Genomic DNA, 15,095 nt, shown 5'->3' with positions numbered 1-15,095 from the left:
GGCGCAGCACAGGCGCCCCTTTTTATTTTATTTATTTCTGCTATATCTCTCATTAATGAAACTGTTTCTCGGATATGAGACATGCTAGACAACCTGTCCAGCCGCCTCGCCCGCCACCTGAGCGACCTGCGCCGCAGCCGGGGCTGGTCGCTTGAACAACTCGCTCAGGCCAGCGGGGTCAGCCGGGCCACCCTGTCGCGCATGGAGAAGGCCGAGGTCAGCCCGACGGCCGAGAATCTTGGCCGATTGTGCGCAGCCTACGGACTGCCGATGTCACGCCTATTGATGATGGTCGAGGACAGCTTCGACCCCAAGGTTCCTTACGAACGGCAGATCGAATGGCGCGACCCCGAAACCGGGTTCACGCGCCGGTCGGTGTCGCCGCCCTCGGCGGGGCTGACGGGCGAGGTTCTGGAATGTCACCTCCCACCCGGCACAACGATCACCTATGACGCACCGCCTCGTCCCGGGCAGGAACATCACTTGATCGTGCTGGATGGCGCACTGACCCTGACCGTTGATGGAACGTCCCATGCGCTGAACGGGGGTGATTGCCTCCGCTATCATCTGTCGGGCGCGACCCGCTTTGAAACCGAGGCGTCCCGCGGCGCCCGCTACATTCTGGTGCTGATATGATTACACGCCTGACCGAAACGACTTTTGACCAGGCGGTGGAGGATCTGGCGGATATCCTACATGGCTGCGTGCATACCGGCGCCAGCATAGGGTTCATTCTGCCGTTTTCCCGCGACGCCGCGCGCGCCTATTGGCAGGAGCGCGTGCGCCCGGGGCTGTCAGCCGGAGAGCTGGATCTTTTCGTGGCCTATGGCGACGGACGCATCCAAGGGACGGTTCAGCTGATTCCGGCCGCGATGCCCAACCAGCCACACCGCGCCGATGTGGCCAAGCTGCTGGTGCATCCCGACGCACGGCGGCGCGGGCTGGGCCGCGCCTTGATGGGTGCCCTGCAAGAGCGCGCCGTCAAACTTGGCCGAACCCTGTTGGTGCTCGACACGCGCAGCACCGACCCGTCGCGCATCCTGTACCAGAGCCTGGGCTTTGAAACTGCCGGAGAGATTCCCGGCTATTGCCGCAACCCGTTCGAACCCGTGTTCGAACCCACCACCTACATGTACAAGGCGCTGGGCTAACGCAGCACCAGGTCGGCCGCGCCCGAGTTCTGCACCACGCGCCGGGCGTTGGGGATGTCATTGGCGAAGGCTCGGCGCTCGGCTTCGTCGCGAGGCAAGCCCAGCCCTATCCAACGGTCCAGCAACCGCGCCTCGAGCGTGGGCAACGGCACGTCCAAAAACACGGTCAGCGCCCACAGATCGCGCAGATCGCGCCACCCCGGTTCGTCCAGCAGGAGATAATTTCCCTCGACGATCACCACCTTCTGGTCGCGGGTCACGAACGAACAGGCGGCGATTGACTTGTCGAGCACGCGGTCGAACTCGGGCACGGCGACCTCGTCTTCGGCCTGAAGGCGGCGCAACAAGGCGTGAAAGCCCGGCAGGTCGAATGTCTCGGGCGCGCCCTTGCGCGGCAGCAGATCGCGTGCCGTAAGGATCTGGTTGTCATAGTGGAAACCATCCATCGACAGCAGCCCGGTCGGAATGCCGCGCCCCTGCAGCGCCTGTTGGGCAAGCGCGGCCACCGTGGATTTCCCCGCGCCCGGCGGCCCGGCCACGGCGACAAGCTGGCGCGCTTCGCCGCTCGCCAGCCCGGCTGCGGCGTCGGCGATCCGCTCGGCCAGCGCCTGTGGCGATGACCCTTCGGCCGTCATGCCGCGCGATCCTGTTCCGGGGGCTCTTTGGCACCCGTCATGAAGGCCACGGCATCGGACATGGTGTAGTCCTTAGGGTCGATCACGCAGAGCCGCTTGCCCAACCGATGCACATGGATGCGGTCGGCCACTTCGAACACATGGGGCATGTTGTGGCTGATCAGAATGATCGGAATGCCACGCGATTTCACGTCCTGGATCAGTTCCAGAACCCGCCGGCTTTCCTTGACGCCAAGCGCCGCGGTGGGTTCATCAAGGATGATGACTTTGGACCCGAACGCCGCGGCCCGGGCCACGGCCACACCCTGACGTTGTCCACCCGACAGGGTCTCGACCGCTTGGTTGATGTTCTGGATCGTCATCAGCCCCAGTTCGTTCAGCTTGTCGCGGGCGAACTTCTCCATAGCCGGACGGTCGAGCATCCGGAACACCGAACCCAACGGTCCCTTGCGCCGGATCTCGCGCCCCATGAACATGTTGTCGGTGATCGACAAGGCGGGCGACATGGCCAGCGTCTGATAGACCGTTTCGATCCCGGCTTCACGCGCGTCGATGGGCGAGTGGAAATCGACCTTGCGCCCTTCCAGCCAGATCTCGCCCTCATCCGGGGCGACGGCACCGGAGACCGCCTTGATCAGGGTCGATTTACCCGCCCCGTTGTCGCCGATGACGGCCAGGATCTCGCCCGGCATCAGATCGAAATCGCAATGATCCAGCGCCGTGACCTTTCCATAGCGTTTTACCAGATTGCGCCCTTTGAGAATGGGTTCCATCACGCTGCTACCTTTCTGATCCACTGGTCCACGGCCACGGCGGCGATGATCAGCATACCGATAAGAAGGAAAGTCCACTGCGCATCCGCGCCCAACAACCGCAGTCCGAGGGTAAACACGCCAACGATCAGCGCCCCGAACAACGAGCCCAGGATCGATCCGCGCCCCCCGAACAGAGAAATGCCTCCGATCACGACGGCGGTGATGCTTTCGATGTTGGCCAACTGCCCCGAGGTGGGCGAGACCGAGCCGATGCGCCCGATCAGCGCCCAGCCGGCAAAGGCGCAAATCAGCCCCGACAGCATGTAGACCGACATCAGCGTGCGATGCACGTTCACGCCCGACAGCTCGGCGGCCTCGGGGTCGTCGCCTACGGCATAGACATGGCGCCCCCACGCGGTATGGCGCAGCGCATAGGCAAGCACCAGGATCAGCACCAGCATGAAGATCACCCCGACCGTGAACACCGCCCCGCCGACATTGAACTTGGCGCCGAACAGCTGAAGGATCGGGGCGTTGGCCTCGATTTCCTGCGACCGGATGGTTTCATTCTGTGAATACAGGAAGTTGGCGGCCAGTACGATCTGCCACATGCCCAGCGTCACGATGAAGGGTGGCAGCTTGACCCGGCTGACCAGGAACCCGTTCACCGCGCCGATGGCGGTCCCGATGGCCAGACCGCACAGGATCGCCACCGTGGGCGGCAGCCCATAGCGGAAGGTGAACTGGCCCATCACCACCGACGACATGACCATGATCGCGCCCACGCTCAGGTCGATCCCGGCGGTCAGGATCACCAGACTCTGGGCGGCTGCCACGATGCCGACGATCTGCACCTGCTGCAGGATCAGGGTCAGTGCGAAAGGTGAAAAGAACTTGGCCCCAAGCAAGGCGCCGAAAATCAGGATCGCCGCGACCAGAACGATCAGCGGCACCAGCGACGGGTTCACATGCAGAAAGTGTTGGACCGTCCCCATGAACCCGCGGTGGTGATCTTCGAATTCGGCAACCTGTTCCGGGCTGCCTTTGGCTGCGGCTTCGAAATCGTCGGACTGTCTCGATGTGTCGGACATCAATGAGGTTCCCCCATGCGCCAAGCTCCCGTCTTGGGGCGACTCTAGCAAAATTTCGGGTGAGGTCGTGGTTCAATTCAGGGGCCGCAGCGCGCGGCCCCTGAAGGGATCAGATCAGCCCCAGCAGAGGTCCATGCCCTCTTTGACCGAGATCGACTCGACGCCAGCGGCCGGCTTGTCCGTTACCAGCGCAACACCGGTGTCATAGAAATCTTTGCCGGGCGTGTTCTCGGGCTTCACGCCCTCGTCGGCCCATTTCTTGACTGCCTCGACGCCAAGCGACGCCATCAGCAGCGGGTATTGTTGCGAGGTAGCGCCGATCACACCGTCGGCCACGTTCTGCACACCGGGGCAGCCGCCGTCGACCGAAACGATCAGCACATCGTTTTCGCGGCCGATGGCCTTGAGCGCCTCATACGCACCGGCGGCAGCCGGTTCGTTGATCGTGTAGACCACATTGACCATCGGATCCTTGGCCAGAAGGTTCTCCATGGCCTTGCGACCGCCCTCTTCGTTCCCGGCGGTGACGTCATGGCCCACGATGCGCGGGTCGGTCTCGTCGCCCCATTTGTTCGGGTCGCCCAGGTCGATGCCGAACCCCTGCAGGAAGCCCTGATCGCGCAGCACCCCGACCGAGGGCTGGCTGACTGCCAGATCCAACATCGCGATCTTCGCATTCTGGGCTTCGTCTCCCAGCGTGGCCGCGGCCCATTTGCCGATCAGCTCGCCCGCCAGAAAGTTGTCGGTTGCGAAAGTCGCGTCCGCCGAGTCGATCGGTTCGAGCGGTGTATCCAGCGCGATGACCAGAACACCGGCGTCGCGCGCCTGCTGGACGGCCGGAACGATCGACGAGGTATCGGATGCGGTCAACAGGATACCCTTGGCGCCGTCCAGAATGCAGGTCTCGATCGCCTGCACCTGAGTCTCATGGTCGCCGTCGATCTTGCCGGCAAACGCCTTGAGCGTCATGCCCAGCTCTTCGGCCTTGGCGGTGGCCCCCTCTTTCATCTTCACGAAGAAGGGGTTGGTGTCGGTTTTGGTGATCAGGCAGACCGTGTCCTGCGCGGCGGCAGCGCCTGCCATGGCTGTAAAGGCCAGCGCGGTCGCGCCAGCAAATGCTGAAATCTTCAAGGCTTTTCCTCCCAATATCTCCGATACCCGACGGGCATCTAAGGAATCCGAACGGATTTCTTCCGGCTCCCATGTGTCAAACCATCCGGTGATTCTCGGGTTCTGTCAATAAATAAATCACTCTTATTTATTATTGACACTAGGTAGGCGCATCCACATTCTTGACTGAAGGAGGAGCGGCCCGTGCCCGACGAACAATCAGCGCAAAGCAATCCGACCGAGCGCGTTTCGACCGTGCGCGGGACGAACCAAAGTGGCATGCGCGCCCACAACGAACGACTGGTGCTGTCACTGGTCCGCCGACACCAGGCGCTCGCCAAATCGGAGCTGGCCCGCATGACCGGATTGTCGGCGCAGACTGTCTCGGTGATCATGCGCCAACTGGAAAGCGATGGGTTGCTGCTGAGGGGCGAGCCACAACGTGGCAGGGTTGGGCAACCCTCCGTGCCAATGCGCCTGAATCCGGATGGGGCCTATTTTCTGGGGCTGAAGGTCGGCCGCCGTAGCACCGAGCTGGTATTGACCGATTTCCTGGGCAAAGTACGGGATCGCGCGCGAGAGACCTATGACTATCCCACCCCCGGTGCGACATTGGATTTCGCCACGGGCACATTGGACCGGATGATGCACCAGATGCCGGAAGCATCGCGTGACCGGGTTGCCGGCTTGGGCATTGCGATGCCCTTCTATCTCTGGGATTGGGCGCAGACCCTGAATGTCCCACAAGAAAAGATGGATCCATGGCGCTCGGCCGATCTGCAAGCCAGTCTTTCCCAAGCGCGAGACATCCCCATCTATTTGCAGAATGATGCCACCGCGGCTTGCGGGGCAGAGTTGGTGTTCGGGCCATCCGAAAGGCCGCGGAACTTTCTGTATTTCTACATGGGGTACTTCATTGGCGGGGGAGTCGTCCTGAACGGCGTCATTTTTTCCGGGCGCGGGAATGCAGGCGCCTTGGGTCCGTTGCCGGTTCCCGTCGGCTCGGGCGAAGTCAAACCCCTGATCGATGTCGCCAGCCTGTGCGTGCTTGAGCAGAAGCTTGTCGCCGCAGGGCTGGATCCCTTCCACATGTGGGAGACCCCGGACCATTGGGACATGCCGGACACGCTTCTCGAAGCATGGATGGACGAGGCCGCGAAAGGTCTGGCCTATGCGATCCTGTCTTCGTGCAGCCTGATCGACTTTGAAACAGTGAAAATCGACGGCTGGATGCCCGAGAGCGTTACCGCGCGCTTGATCGAACGTGTCGAGGCGCATCTCTCCCGGTTGAACTTTACCGGGCTCGAGCAGCCCTCGGTTCTGGCCGGGTCGGTGGGTCCGGATGCCCGCGCCCTGGGGGCAGCCAGCCTGCCTCTGTCGGACAGATATCTTGTCGAAACCTGAGCGACAGCCGCGAACCTCCAAGAGTATTGGCGAGGTTTCGCCTGACGAACGATCACAATGCCCCCGCCAACCCTTCCCCGCACAGCCGGTCTAAGATATTACAGGCACGGCGCCAGCACTGCTTGGCGGGTTGCAGGTACCACGTGTTCAGAATGAGGTTCTATCATTGAAACTGCGTCACCTTTTACCCGCCCTTATCGCATGTTCAGCCCTCCCCTTTGCGGCCAGTGCGCAATCATCTGACGCCGATGGCGCAGGGTTGTCACTGGAACTCAACGCGGCGCAGGATGTGGGGCAGGCCTGTCGGCTGTCATTTCTGATCACCAACGAAACCGGACAGGCGATCGACAAAGCCGTTTTCGAAACCGTGATCTTCGACACGCAGGGTTCGGTGATAAAACTGTCTCTGTTCGATTTTCGGGATTTGCCGCAGGAGCGCCCGCGTGTGCGCCAGTTCGACCTGCCTGACAGACCATGCGCAACGGTCGGGCGCGTTCTGATAAACGGAGCCAGTTCCTGCGTAACAGGCGGTTCCGAGAGTGATCTTTGCAATTCGGCCCTTTCGGTGACCAGCCGCTTGGAAATGGAGCTTTTGGGATGAACATCTTCAACGCGCTTGGCCAGATCCTTGCATTGGGCGGGCCAGTAGTGGCGATCCTTCTTGTGATGTCGATCCTGACCGTGGCGGTATCGATCTACAAGCTCTGGCAGTTTGCGGCCTGTGGCGTCGGCCGCCATAGGGTGCTGTCCCAGGCATTGGCGGCCTGGGATGCCGGAGACCACGACACTGCGCGCGAGCGTCTGGCCGCCAGTAGCAGCTACCTTGCCCCGATCGTGGGTGCGGCAATGAACGCCCCGGATACGGCGGGGCTGGACGAACGGCTGGACGCCGAAGCCGGACTGGCGTTGGCCGGGCTCGAACGCGGTTTCCGGCTTTTGGATACGGTCGCGCAGTTGGCCCCCTTGCTGGGGTTGTTCGGTACGGTTCTGGGCATGATCGAAGCGTTCCAAAGCCTGCAGACGGCCGGGGCCGGTGTGGATCCGTCGCTGCTGGCTGGTGGGATCTGGGTTGCGCTGGTGACGACTGCGGTGGGTCTGGCGGTTGCGATGCCCACATCCATGGTCCTGTCCTGGTTCGAAAGCCGTACCGCGCGCGAGCGGGTGTTCGCAGACAAGGCCTTGCGCACGATTCTCGTACCGACCCAGGCGCTGCCTGCAGCAACGACAAGCACCGCGTTTGTCGCCGCGCCGGGACATGCGTAACGCGGCCCCATTTGTTCGGCGCGCCATGTCGATGACACCGCTCATCGACGTGATTTTTCTGCTTTTGCTGTTCTTCATGCTAACGTCGACCTTTTCGACATTCGGAGAAATTCAACTCAGCAGCGCAGCCGCGGGCCCATCAGAGCCCAGCGCCCCGTCGGATCGCGCTTTTGTGCAATTGGGGGCGAACCGCGTGGTGCTGAACGGAGCACCGCTCTCGCTGGATGAATTGGCACAGGCACTGCAGCCCGGGCAGGTGCTCGTCAGTCTTGACGTCGACGTCAACGCCCAACGGCTTGTTGACTTTCTGGTGAAATTGCGCGGCCTCGACGGTCTGTCGGTAACGGTTCTGGAATGACCCCATGATCCGCCACGACCGCCCAAGCCGCAAGCGCGACTCGACCATCCCGTTGATCAACGTGGTCTTTCTGATGCTGATCTTCTTTTTGATCGCCGGAACCGTTGCTCAACCGTTGGACCCGGACTTGGAACTGGTCAACACATCCGATCTGGATGGCCGCGAACCACCCGATGCACTGGTTCTTCACGCTGACGGGACGCTCAGCTTTCGCGGGACTCCGACGGATCCGCAGACCTACATGACCGGCCGGGGGGAAGAACCCGTGCGGATCGTGCCTGACCGGAACGTTTCCGGGGCACGCCTGATCGAAGTCACCGGCGCCTTGCGCCGTCTCGGCGCCACCGCAGTCTTTGCGGTGACCGAACGGGCGCTCGAATGATCCGGGAATCTCTGTTTGTCGCGGCGCTGGCCCTTGTGCTTTCGGTGCTGCTCCACCTTTTCCTGCTGCTGCCAGCCGCGCGGGATTCTGCGGACCCTGCGACGGCCGGACCGCAACCGGACACGATTGCCTTGGGCAATGCGTTCGAGGATCTGGCGGAAACCGCGACCCCGCCCGAGCCGCCAACCCCCGCAGAAGAGCCCGAGCCCGATGTCGAACAGCCGACAGAGCCGGACCGGGCCGAAATACCCGTCAGCGAAACACTGGTCGCTTCGTCGGATCCGCAAAAGGTCAACTCGCCTGATATCGGACAAACCAACCCGGTGCAGCCTGATCAGCCCGTTCCGGAAATCGTTGAGCCGGCGGACTCGGCCGAAAGTGATCGGCAGGCCGCCGATGAGGTGGATGAAACACCCCCCGTCCAAGCCGAAACGCAGTCCGCAGCGGCGCCCGAAGCACCGGTCGAACCCATAGAGGCCCCGGTTTCGGAACCAGAGCAACTGGCTGCCCTGCCTGCACCCTCACCGGTTCCGGAGCCTTCAGTGCCGGCAGAGGAGCAGCAACCGGTCGAAAGCGACACCGAAGACGGCGTCTCGGATCTGGCGGTTGCAACATCGATCCGCCCGCGCCTTCCGGACCGGCCCCCTGCTCCGGCCCCTGTACCCGACCAAAGGGCCAGCCGGCTCGACAGTTTTGACAACCTGCGATTTCCCAACAAGCAGATCGACTCGCCGCTGACGACCTATCGCCGACAGGGGGTCGATTCCTTCAGCCGAGGAGGCAACTCCAATCAGTCCGGCGGTCGAGGCCCGGGAAACTCGAATGTCACCAATTACGCCGGGCAGGTTCTTGTCCACCTCAACAGAACTCCGCCGGTCTATGTCTCGGTTCGCGGCTTTGCCAAAGTTTTCTTTGAAATCAACCCGGACGGAACACTGGCCTGGGTCGATATTATCGACAGTTCTGGCTCGACCGAGGTCGACAGGGCCGCCAAGGAACAGGTCCGCCGCGCATCGCCCTTCCCGAAACCTCCGGGCGGGGTCAGCCGGAAGCTGTCGTTCTACTTTCAGAACGGCTAATTGGGCCTTTGCTGCGCTGGCCCGAAGCAACTGGACGCAATCAGTCAGTCCAATGATCTTTCCCACGGAGGCTTCACGCCGATCTCGGCGATCAGGAAATCCATGAAGACCCTTACCTTTGGCGACAATACGTTCGACTTGGGATAGATCAGCCACAGCACGTTGTCTTCCGCCGCCTCATATTCAGGAAGGACATGACGCAACTTGCCCGAGGCAAGCTCCTCCTGAACGCTCCACAGTGAGTTCATCGAGATCCCCGCCCCTGCCACGGTGGCCAGCTTCTGGCTGAGACCGTCATCCATGATCAGTGGACATTTCGTGGCACCGGGATCGAAACTTGCGACAGCTCCCCGGGCAGTTTTCAGCGCCCGGGCCCGGGTGTGGCGAAATGCAATCAGCCGATGATGCGCCAGATCATCCGGCGTCTCGGGTTCTCCGTGGGCCGACAGGTAATTCGGTGCCGCGCAGAGGATGCGTTTGTCATCCGCCAGCTTGCGCCCCTTGAGGCTGGTATCGATCAGCGGTGCGTTCCGCAAAGCAAGATCATAGCTGCCCTCGATCAGATCAAACTGAGCATCCGACAGACGCAGGTCCAGGGTCACACCCGGATGCTGTTCCTGGAACTTTGCAAGGATCGGAGCAATGTAGAGCTGGGCAAATGTGCTGGGTGCAGTAAACCGCAGTGTGCCGGTGGCTTGGGCCGACCCCTGCCCCAAGGCGGCCAGGGCCGCAGTCTCCTGCGCCAGAATCTCGCGCGCATAAGGTAGAAACTCAGCGCCCTCCAGAGACAACGATACTTTCCGGGTCGAGCGGTGAAGCAACTCGACACCCAGATGATGCTCCAGCTTGGCAAGTCGGGCGCTGGAGACTGCGGGCACCAAACCCAGTTCGCGCCCGGCGGCCGATATGTTCAGCTTGTCCGCTGCAAGCACGAAAAGACGAAGCGCTTGTGTGTCCATTAGCTTATTATACGCAAAATCCGAAAACTGAAACCTGATATCCGCCGTTTCATCGGATTCTGCAAGTGATATTTCTGGCTCCACGGAAGACAAACCAAATGGAGCCACAAATGTCCGTTCGCCCGAACGTTCAGTCTCAGATCCTCGAAGCCTTCAATTTCCGGCACGCGACAAAGGTCTTTGATCCCGACCGCAAGATCAGCAACGCCGATTTCGAAACCATTCTTGAAGCTGGCCGCCTGTCGCCCACCTCTTTCGGGCACGAGCCATTCAAGATTCTTGTCATCCAATCGCCCAACAAACGCGAGCTTTTGCGCGAGTTTTCTTGGGGCGCCAATGGCATGATGAACGGCAGCTCCGGCCAGCTGGGGACAGCCAGCCACTTTGGCATCATTCTGGCCAGCACTGCGGCAACCATGACCGCTGGGTCTGATTATCTGCAGGACCACTATCGCAAGGTCAAACAACTGCCCGAGGACGTCATCGAATTATTCAACGGTGCGTATGGCAAGTTCCAGTCAACCGACCATCGCATCACCACTGAACGCGAAATCACCGACTGGTCCGGCAAACAGGCCTACATCGTTCTGGCCAACATGATGACGACCGCTGCTTTGATGGGTGTAGATTCCTGCCCCATCGAAGGGTTTGACATGGAACTCGCCACCCAGACTCTGGCCGAGCATTTCGGGGTGGATACGTCGAAATGGAAACCCGCGGTGATGTTTGCCTTCGGGTATCGCGCCAGCGATCCGCAATTCCCCAAGACCCGCCGCCCGATGGCCGAAACCGTGAACTGGTTCTGAGCCAACGTCGATAAAGCCAGGGGCTGCGTCATCCGCAATTCAGTGAGGGTTCAGATGCAACGAACCGGTATCGTAAACTATCACGTTAACAAACCTGAACGGCAGGCGTTCCAACTGGACGCCAGCGGCATTGTCGGCAACCTGATTTCGCCTGAACTGTTACCGACACAGGTGAGCCTGACGGATATGCGGACATCCGGGCGGCCCCTGCGCTTTGACCCCGATGGCGTCGAGTTTCTGAATGCGCCCAGTGCGATCCGCGATTTCTCCCGGGATCAGTGGAAACGGCCCTACGAACACGAACTGGCTCAACTGCTGACCGCAAAGATCGGCGTTCGCGAGGTCGTGATCTTTGACCATACCTTGCGCGTGGACGACCCAAAGGCGACGCGCAAGCCGGCGCGCAATGTCCACAGCGATTACAGCGCGGACGGCGCTCGGCAACGGCTGGAGGATTTGCTTGGCGCCGAGCGGGCGGCCGAGTGGAGCAAAGGGCACTATGCCTTTGTCAATCTATGGCGGCCGGTCGGTCACCCGATCAACAGCGCGCCGCTGGGGTTTGTCCGTCCTTCGTCCGTCGAACCCAAAGACTGGATCCTGCTTGACCTGATCTATCCTGACCGCAAAGGGCAGATCATGGGGCTTGTCGGGAATGCACGGCATGACTGGGTCTATCTGTCTCGAATGAGCCCGGATGAAATCGCGATTTTCAACATCTACGACAATCGGGGGTTGCCTTCCGTCGCGCACAGCGCGCTCGATATGGTCGAGGACCCGACCGTCACCACCATCCGGAAGAGCATCGAGACCCGCACTTTGGTGCGGTACTGAGCAAGGAACCATCATGTTGGACAAAAACCAAAACCTGTCCTTTGCCCCGATCAACAAGGCCTACGGTCAGGTATTTCGACCGGATCAGCTGACGCTAGGGCTGGTATTGCCGCTTGAGGCCTACCCGGTGGGATCCGAGCCGACGATGAAGGGCCACATGAAGGCCGCGCAATTGGCCGAGTCTCTGGGCTTCGCCGCGCTTTGGCTGCGCGACGTGCCGTTCAATGTTCCAAGTTTCGGGGACCCCGGCCAGATCTTTGACCCGTTCGTCTATCTGGGTGCGCTAGCGACCGCGACGGATCGCATTGCCCTGGGGACCGCCAGCATCGTTTTGCCCCTGCGCCATCCGGCCCATGTGGCAAAGGCAGCCGCGTCGGCGGATGTGTTGTCCGATGGCCGTCTGCTGTTGGGTGTGGCGTCCGGCGATCGACCGGAAGAGTATCCGGCAATGCGTCAATCCTTCCCCGATCGAGGTGAGCGGTTCCGCGACAGTGTCGACTATATCCGTGCGACGGCAACACCCTATCCCAAGCATGAAAGCCTGCAGGGGCATCTGCCCGGCGACATTGACCTTCTGCCAAAACCCTCGGGATCGCGCCTGCCGCTGTTGATCACGGGCGGCAGTCGACAATCCCCGGATTGGGTGGCTGAAAACGGCGATGGATGGATGACCTATCCGCGCGACGCGGCATCACAGGGGCGCGCGGTGGCCGATTACCGGAACCGTCTGAAAGCACTGGGGCAACCGGACAAACCGGTGATGCAGTCGCTCTATGTCGACTTGCTGGAAGACCCAAATGCCCCCGCACGTCCCATACATCTGGGGTTCCAGTCGGGTTCGAATTTCCTGCGCCGCTACTTGGCTGAAATACGTGAGATCGGGATGAACCACGTCGCCCTGAACCTGCGTTTCAACCAGGCCGCCATCGAACCGACACTCAAACGCCTGGCGGATACGATCTTGCCGGAATTTTCATAAGGAACGGATCGCATGACCAAAACCATTCTGATCACCGGCGCAACCGATGGTATCGGACTGCTCACCGCCAAGAAACTGGCCGCTGACGGTCACCGTGTTCTGTTGCACGGACGGAACTCTGCAAAGCTGGAGGCAGCCGCCCAGGAGGTTGGAGGACAGCCGGAAACCTACAGCGCCGATTTGTCCGACCTATCAGCCGTGAGGTCTTTGGCGGAGGCCATCCGGTCCAATCACGACCGGCTGGATGTGCTGATCAACAACGCCGGCGTCCTGAAGGCTCCGCAGACCACTCTCGAAAACGGTCTCGATATCCGCTTCGTCGTGAACACGTTCGCGCCCTATCTGCTGACCGAACTTCTGCTTCCGATCATTCCCAAGACTGGCCGCGTCGTGAACCTGTCCTCGGCCGCCCAGGCCCCTGTGGATGTGGATGCTTTGACCGGCAAAACGCGATTGGCCGATATGGGCGCATATGCGCAAAGCAAGTTGGCAATCACGATATGGACGCGCGAACAGGCCCGCGCCCTGCCCGATGGACCGGCGTTGATCGCGGTCAATCCGGGTTCGTTGCTGGCGTCCAAAATGGTCAAGGACGGTTTCGGAGTCGCCGGCAACGACCTCAACATCGGCGCCGACATCCTGATCGACGCCGCACTTAGCGATCGGTTCGCGCAGGCGTCGGGCGCCTATTTCGACAATGACGGCGGTACATTTGCAGACCCGCACCCCGCAGCGCTGAAGTCCGAACACGCTGCCGACGTCATGAAGGCCATTCAAGACACTATCCGCCGATACGGCTAAGCCGGGCGCACTCCCGCGCCCTGCCAATCCATGCAAACCCGCGCATCTTTGATGGCGAGAACAGGAGAGGACTGTCCAATGAAATACGAAAATTTCCAGACCTTCGACGTCGCGGTCGAGAATGCAATCGCCACCGTGACGTTCAACTTCGGAGCGGTCAATGTTCAGGGCCAGGAGATGCTGGCCGACCTCAACAGCCTTGCGATGCGGCTGGAGCGGGACCGGGAAACCAAAGTGGTGATCTTCCAGTCTGCGAACCCCGAAATCTGGGTCTGTCACTACGATACCGAGTTGCTCAAGGATCTTTCGACCGAAGCCGTCTCGCGCGAAGACGCCCAGCTGCTGGACCTGCAGTCCGTGTGCGAACGGCTGAGCAAGGTCCCGCAGGCAACAATCGCAAAGCTTGAAGGCTTCGCGCGTGGCGGCGGACACGAACTCGCACTCGTGCTGGACATGCGTTTTGCGGCACGCGGGAAGTTCAAGTTCATGCAGATGGAAGTTGGCATGGGTATCCTGCCCTGCGGCGGCGGAGCTTCTCGCATGGCGCGACAAACCGGACTTGGCCGGGCATTGGAAATCATCCTGAGTGCGCAGGACTACGATGCCGACGATGCCGAGCGCATGGGCACCGTCAACAAGGCGCTGGACCCTGACGAGATCGGTCCCTATGTCGATGCTCTGGCCAGGCGCATTGCCCAGTTCCCCGCCGAATCCATCAACGCGTGCAAGCAGATGGTCTACGAATCCATCGACAAACCTATTTCCGAAGCGTTGAGGGCCGAGGCCTATTGGCTGTACCAGGCGACTAGCAAGACGCCGGCGGTCAAACGCTTTCGAATTGCCGATGAACAAGCGCTCGAGCATGATATCGAGAACCAGCGAAACTGGAACGAACTGGTCATGAAGGTGCAAGAAATCACCAACTGATCATTGCCGCTTGATCCGCTGAAATCGGTTTCAGCGGATCAAATCCCGCAGCAGGCTTGGGCGTTCCGACTGCAAGGGAGCGGAGGCACGCAGGTCGCCATACTGCGGTTGTCAAAGAACTCATACGCCCATGTTCCGAAGCCGGCGATAGGCCAAAGGTTAGACGGCAGCAGCACCGACGTCCGGGGCGACCGGGCTGATCTGCGGTGCGCGGCGCTTTTCGGTTGCCAACGCACGGGATCGAATGTGCCGGAACGACCGACAGGCTTACTGAACACACACCCAAAAAACGTTCAGCAGGCCGTTCTTTGCTCCAAAAGCAGAAGAAGTGCTCCAGAAACCGGATTGGCGTGGCTCCGAGGTTCGGTGCAACTCGTCTTGATCAACCACGCCTTGAAGCGCGGAGAAAAGTTTCGGCCGGCTCGTAAATCAAAGCCATCGAAGTCGATCGGATCTCTTGGATCACTTGCGCGTTTCCGCCCGAAATCCCGAAAGCCGCAAGAACACCGACAAAACCGCCAAATTTGTGGTAGGTTACTCGGTATTAACAAGAAATTTTGGGAG

General features: G+C 60.9%; 18 protein-coding genes. 13 read left to right on the top strand and 5 right to left on the bottom strand.

What is annotated here, in order from left to right:
* The first annotated feature begins 81 nt into the window (after positions 1-81).
* On the top strand, positions 82-636 hold the full coding sequence (locus AC2FML_RS18310; protein ID WP_170342880.1) for a helix-turn-helix domain-containing protein: 555 nt from the start codon (positions 82-84) through the stop codon (positions 634-636).
* Positions 633-1,151, top strand: coding sequence for a GNAT family N-acetyltransferase (locus AC2FML_RS18305; RefSeq protein ID WP_170446046.1), 519 nt, complete (start codon positions 633-635; stop codon positions 1,149-1,151). The genes AC2FML_RS18310 and AC2FML_RS18305 overlap by 4 nt, the downstream gene beginning before the upstream one ends.
* On the opposite strand, the gene AC2FML_RS18300 is transcribed toward AC2FML_RS18305, so the two are convergent.
* The 4 genes from AC2FML_RS18300 to AC2FML_RS18285 all read right to left on the bottom strand — a co-directional run bounded on the left by AC2FML_RS18300 (position 1,148) and on the right by AC2FML_RS18285 (position 4,715).
* Positions 1,148-1,786: an AAA family ATPase gene (locus AC2FML_RS18300; protein ID WP_170370170.1), complete on the bottom strand. Its 639-nt coding sequence runs from the start codon at positions 1,784-1,786 to the stop codon at positions 1,148-1,150. The two genes, AC2FML_RS18305 and AC2FML_RS18300, sit on opposite strands and share 4 nt — an antisense overlap.
* Positions 1,783-2,559 (bottom strand): ATP-binding cassette domain-containing protein, encoded by a 777-nt coding sequence (locus AC2FML_RS18295; RefSeq protein WP_170342885.1) that lies wholly within the window; start codon positions 2,557-2,559, stop codon positions 1,783-1,785. The genes AC2FML_RS18300 and AC2FML_RS18295 overlap by 4 nt, the downstream gene beginning before the upstream one ends.
* Entirely contained in the window at positions 2,559-3,632 is a 1,074-nt protein-coding gene (locus AC2FML_RS18290; RefSeq protein ID WP_093965462.1) for an ABC transporter permease, read from the bottom strand. The genes AC2FML_RS18295 and AC2FML_RS18290 overlap by 1 nt, the downstream gene beginning before the upstream one ends.
* Positions 3,633-3,746: 114 nt before the next feature.
* Positions 3,747-4,715, bottom strand: a complete 969-nt coding sequence (locus AC2FML_RS18285; protein ID WP_496735492.1) for a sugar ABC transporter substrate-binding protein — start codon at positions 4,713-4,715, stop codon at positions 3,747-3,749.
* 306 nt (positions 4,716-5,021) lie between these two features.
* Here AC2FML_RS18285 and AC2FML_RS18280 point away from each other — a divergent pair, with 306 nt between their 5' ends.
* The 6 genes from AC2FML_RS18280 (at position 5,022) to AC2FML_RS18255 (ending at position 9,228) form a co-directional block, all read left to right on the top strand.
* Entirely contained in the window at positions 5,022-6,146 is a 1,125-nt protein-coding gene (locus AC2FML_RS18280) for an ROK family transcriptional regulator (protein ID WP_496784031.1), read from the top strand.
* A 259-nt stretch (positions 6,147-6,405) separates the two neighbouring features.
* Entirely contained in the window at positions 6,406-6,747 is a 342-nt protein-coding gene (locus AC2FML_RS18275) for a hypothetical protein (RefSeq protein ID WP_254430836.1), read from the top strand.
* The gene (locus AC2FML_RS18270) at positions 6,744-7,409 is read left to right on the top strand and encodes a MotA/TolQ/ExbB proton channel family protein (protein ID WP_170372791.1); all 666 of its coding nucleotides are present in this window, start codon (positions 6,744-6,746) and stop codon (positions 7,407-7,409) included. The genes AC2FML_RS18275 and AC2FML_RS18270 overlap by 4 nt, the downstream gene beginning before the upstream one ends.
* A 31-nt stretch (positions 7,410-7,440) precedes the next feature.
* Positions 7,441-7,767: an ExbD/TolR family protein gene (locus AC2FML_RS18265; RefSeq protein ID WP_496784023.1), complete on the top strand. Its 327-nt coding sequence runs from the start codon at positions 7,441-7,443 to the stop codon at positions 7,765-7,767.
* A 4-nt stretch (positions 7,768-7,771) separates the two neighbouring features.
* The gene (locus AC2FML_RS18260) at positions 7,772-8,149 is read left to right on the top strand and encodes an ExbD/TolR family protein (protein WP_170343511.1); all 378 of its coding nucleotides are present in this window, start codon (positions 7,772-7,774) and stop codon (positions 8,147-8,149) included.
* The gene (locus AC2FML_RS18255) at positions 8,146-9,228 is read left to right on the top strand and encodes an energy transducer TonB family protein (protein WP_496784022.1); all 1,083 of its coding nucleotides are present in this window, start codon (positions 8,146-8,148) and stop codon (positions 9,226-9,228) included. The genes AC2FML_RS18260 and AC2FML_RS18255 overlap by 4 nt, the downstream gene beginning before the upstream one ends.
* 44 nt (positions 9,229-9,272) lie before the next feature.
* Here the strand turns inward: AC2FML_RS18255 and AC2FML_RS18250 are convergent, their stop codons facing one another.
* The gene (locus AC2FML_RS18250) at positions 9,273-10,187 is read right to left on the bottom strand and encodes a LysR family transcriptional regulator (RefSeq protein ID WP_496784021.1); all 915 of its coding nucleotides are present in this window, start codon (positions 10,185-10,187) and stop codon (positions 9,273-9,275) included.
* Between the two features lie 110 nt (positions 10,188-10,297).
* Between AC2FML_RS18250 and AC2FML_RS18245 the strand changes: the two genes are divergently transcribed.
* From AC2FML_RS18245 to AC2FML_RS18225, 5 genes are all read left to right on the top strand, one after another.
* Positions 10,298-10,993, top strand: a complete 696-nt coding sequence (locus AC2FML_RS18245) for an NAD(P)H-dependent oxidoreductase (protein ID WP_496784020.1) — start codon at positions 10,298-10,300, stop codon at positions 10,991-10,993.
* 54 nt (positions 10,994-11,047) lie between these two features.
* On the top strand, positions 11,048-11,824 hold the full coding sequence (locus AC2FML_RS18240; protein WP_496784019.1) for a CmcJ/NvfI family oxidoreductase: 777 nt from the start codon (positions 11,048-11,050) through the stop codon (positions 11,822-11,824).
* Positions 11,825-11,837: 13 nt separating this feature from the next.
* Positions 11,838-12,803 carry an LLM class oxidoreductase gene (locus AC2FML_RS18235; RefSeq protein ID WP_170422032.1) on the top strand — a complete coding sequence of 322 codons (966 nt, stop codon included), beginning with the start codon at positions 11,838-11,840 and terminating at the stop codon, positions 12,801-12,803.
* A 12-nt stretch (positions 12,804-12,815) separates the two neighbouring features.
* Complete coding sequence (locus tag AC2FML_RS18230) at positions 12,816-13,604, top strand: SDR family NAD(P)-dependent oxidoreductase (protein WP_480720371.1); 789 nt, start codon at positions 12,816-12,818, stop codon at positions 13,602-13,604.
* A 78-nt stretch (positions 13,605-13,682) separates the two neighbouring features.
* Positions 13,683-14,531, top strand: a complete 849-nt coding sequence (locus tag AC2FML_RS18225; RefSeq protein WP_496784018.1) for an enoyl-CoA hydratase/isomerase family protein — start codon at positions 13,683-13,685, stop codon at positions 14,529-14,531.
* The last annotated feature ends 564 nt before the right edge of the window (positions 14,532-15,095 follow it).

This window comes from Ruegeria sp. BHSC029, assembly GCF_059613085.1.
The sequence above is the reverse complement of the archived record's forward strand: the minus strand, read 5'-3'. Positions and strand labels throughout refer to the sequence as shown.

Bases quoted from the DNA above. Each gene is read 5' to 3' on its own strand.
- AC2FML_RS18310 (WP_170342880.1), top strand. From the start codon at position 82: ATGCTAGACAACCTGTCCAGCCGCCTCGCCCGCCACCTGAGCGACCTG.
- AC2FML_RS18305 (WP_170446046.1), top strand. From the start codon at position 633: ATGATTACACGCCTGACCGAAACGACTTTTGACCAGGCGGTGGAGGAT.
- AC2FML_RS18300 (WP_170370170.1), bottom strand. From the start codon at position 1,786: ATGACGGCCGAAGGGTCATCGCCACAGGCGCTGGCCGAGCGGATCGCC.
- AC2FML_RS18295 (WP_170342885.1), bottom strand. From the start codon at position 2,559: ATGGAACCCATTCTCAAAGGGCGCAATCTGGTAAAACGCTATGGAAAG.
- AC2FML_RS18290 (WP_093965462.1), bottom strand. From the start codon at position 3,632: ATGTCCGACACATCGAGACAGTCCGACGATTTCGAAGCCGCAGCCAAA.
- AC2FML_RS18285 (WP_496735492.1), bottom strand. From the start codon at position 4,715: ATGGCAGGCGCTGCCGCCGCGCAGGACACGGTCTGCCTGATCACCAAA.
- AC2FML_RS18280 (WP_496784031.1), top strand. From the start codon at position 5,022: ATGCGCGCCCACAACGAACGACTGGTGCTGTCACTGGTCCGCCGACAC.
- AC2FML_RS18270 (WP_170372791.1), top strand. From the start codon at position 6,744: ATGAACATCTTCAACGCGCTTGGCCAGATCCTTGCATTGGGCGGGCCA.
- AC2FML_RS18265 (WP_496784023.1), top strand. From the start codon at position 7,441: ATGACACCGCTCATCGACGTGATTTTTCTGCTTTTGCTGTTCTTCATG.
- AC2FML_RS18260 (WP_170343511.1), top strand. From the start codon at position 7,772: ATGATCCGCCACGACCGCCCAAGCCGCAAGCGCGACTCGACCATCCCG.
- AC2FML_RS18255 (WP_496784022.1), top strand. From the start codon at position 8,146: ATGATCCGGGAATCTCTGTTTGTCGCGGCGCTGGCCCTTGTGCTTTCG.
- AC2FML_RS18250 (WP_496784021.1), bottom strand. From the start codon at position 10,187: ATGGACACACAAGCGCTTCGTCTTTTCGTGCTTGCAGCGGACAAGCTG.
- AC2FML_RS18245 (WP_496784020.1), top strand. From the start codon at position 10,298: ATGTCCGTTCGCCCGAACGTTCAGTCTCAGATCCTCGAAGCCTTCAAT.
- AC2FML_RS18240 (WP_496784019.1), top strand. From the start codon at position 11,048: ATGCAACGAACCGGTATCGTAAACTATCACGTTAACAAACCTGAACGG.
- AC2FML_RS18235 (WP_170422032.1), top strand. From the start codon at position 11,838: ATGTTGGACAAAAACCAAAACCTGTCCTTTGCCCCGATCAACAAGGCC.
- AC2FML_RS18230 (WP_480720371.1), top strand. From the start codon at position 12,816: ATGACCAAAACCATTCTGATCACCGGCGCAACCGATGGTATCGGACTG.
- AC2FML_RS18225 (WP_496784018.1), top strand. From the start codon at position 13,683: ATGAAATACGAAAATTTCCAGACCTTCGACGTCGCGGTCGAGAATGCA.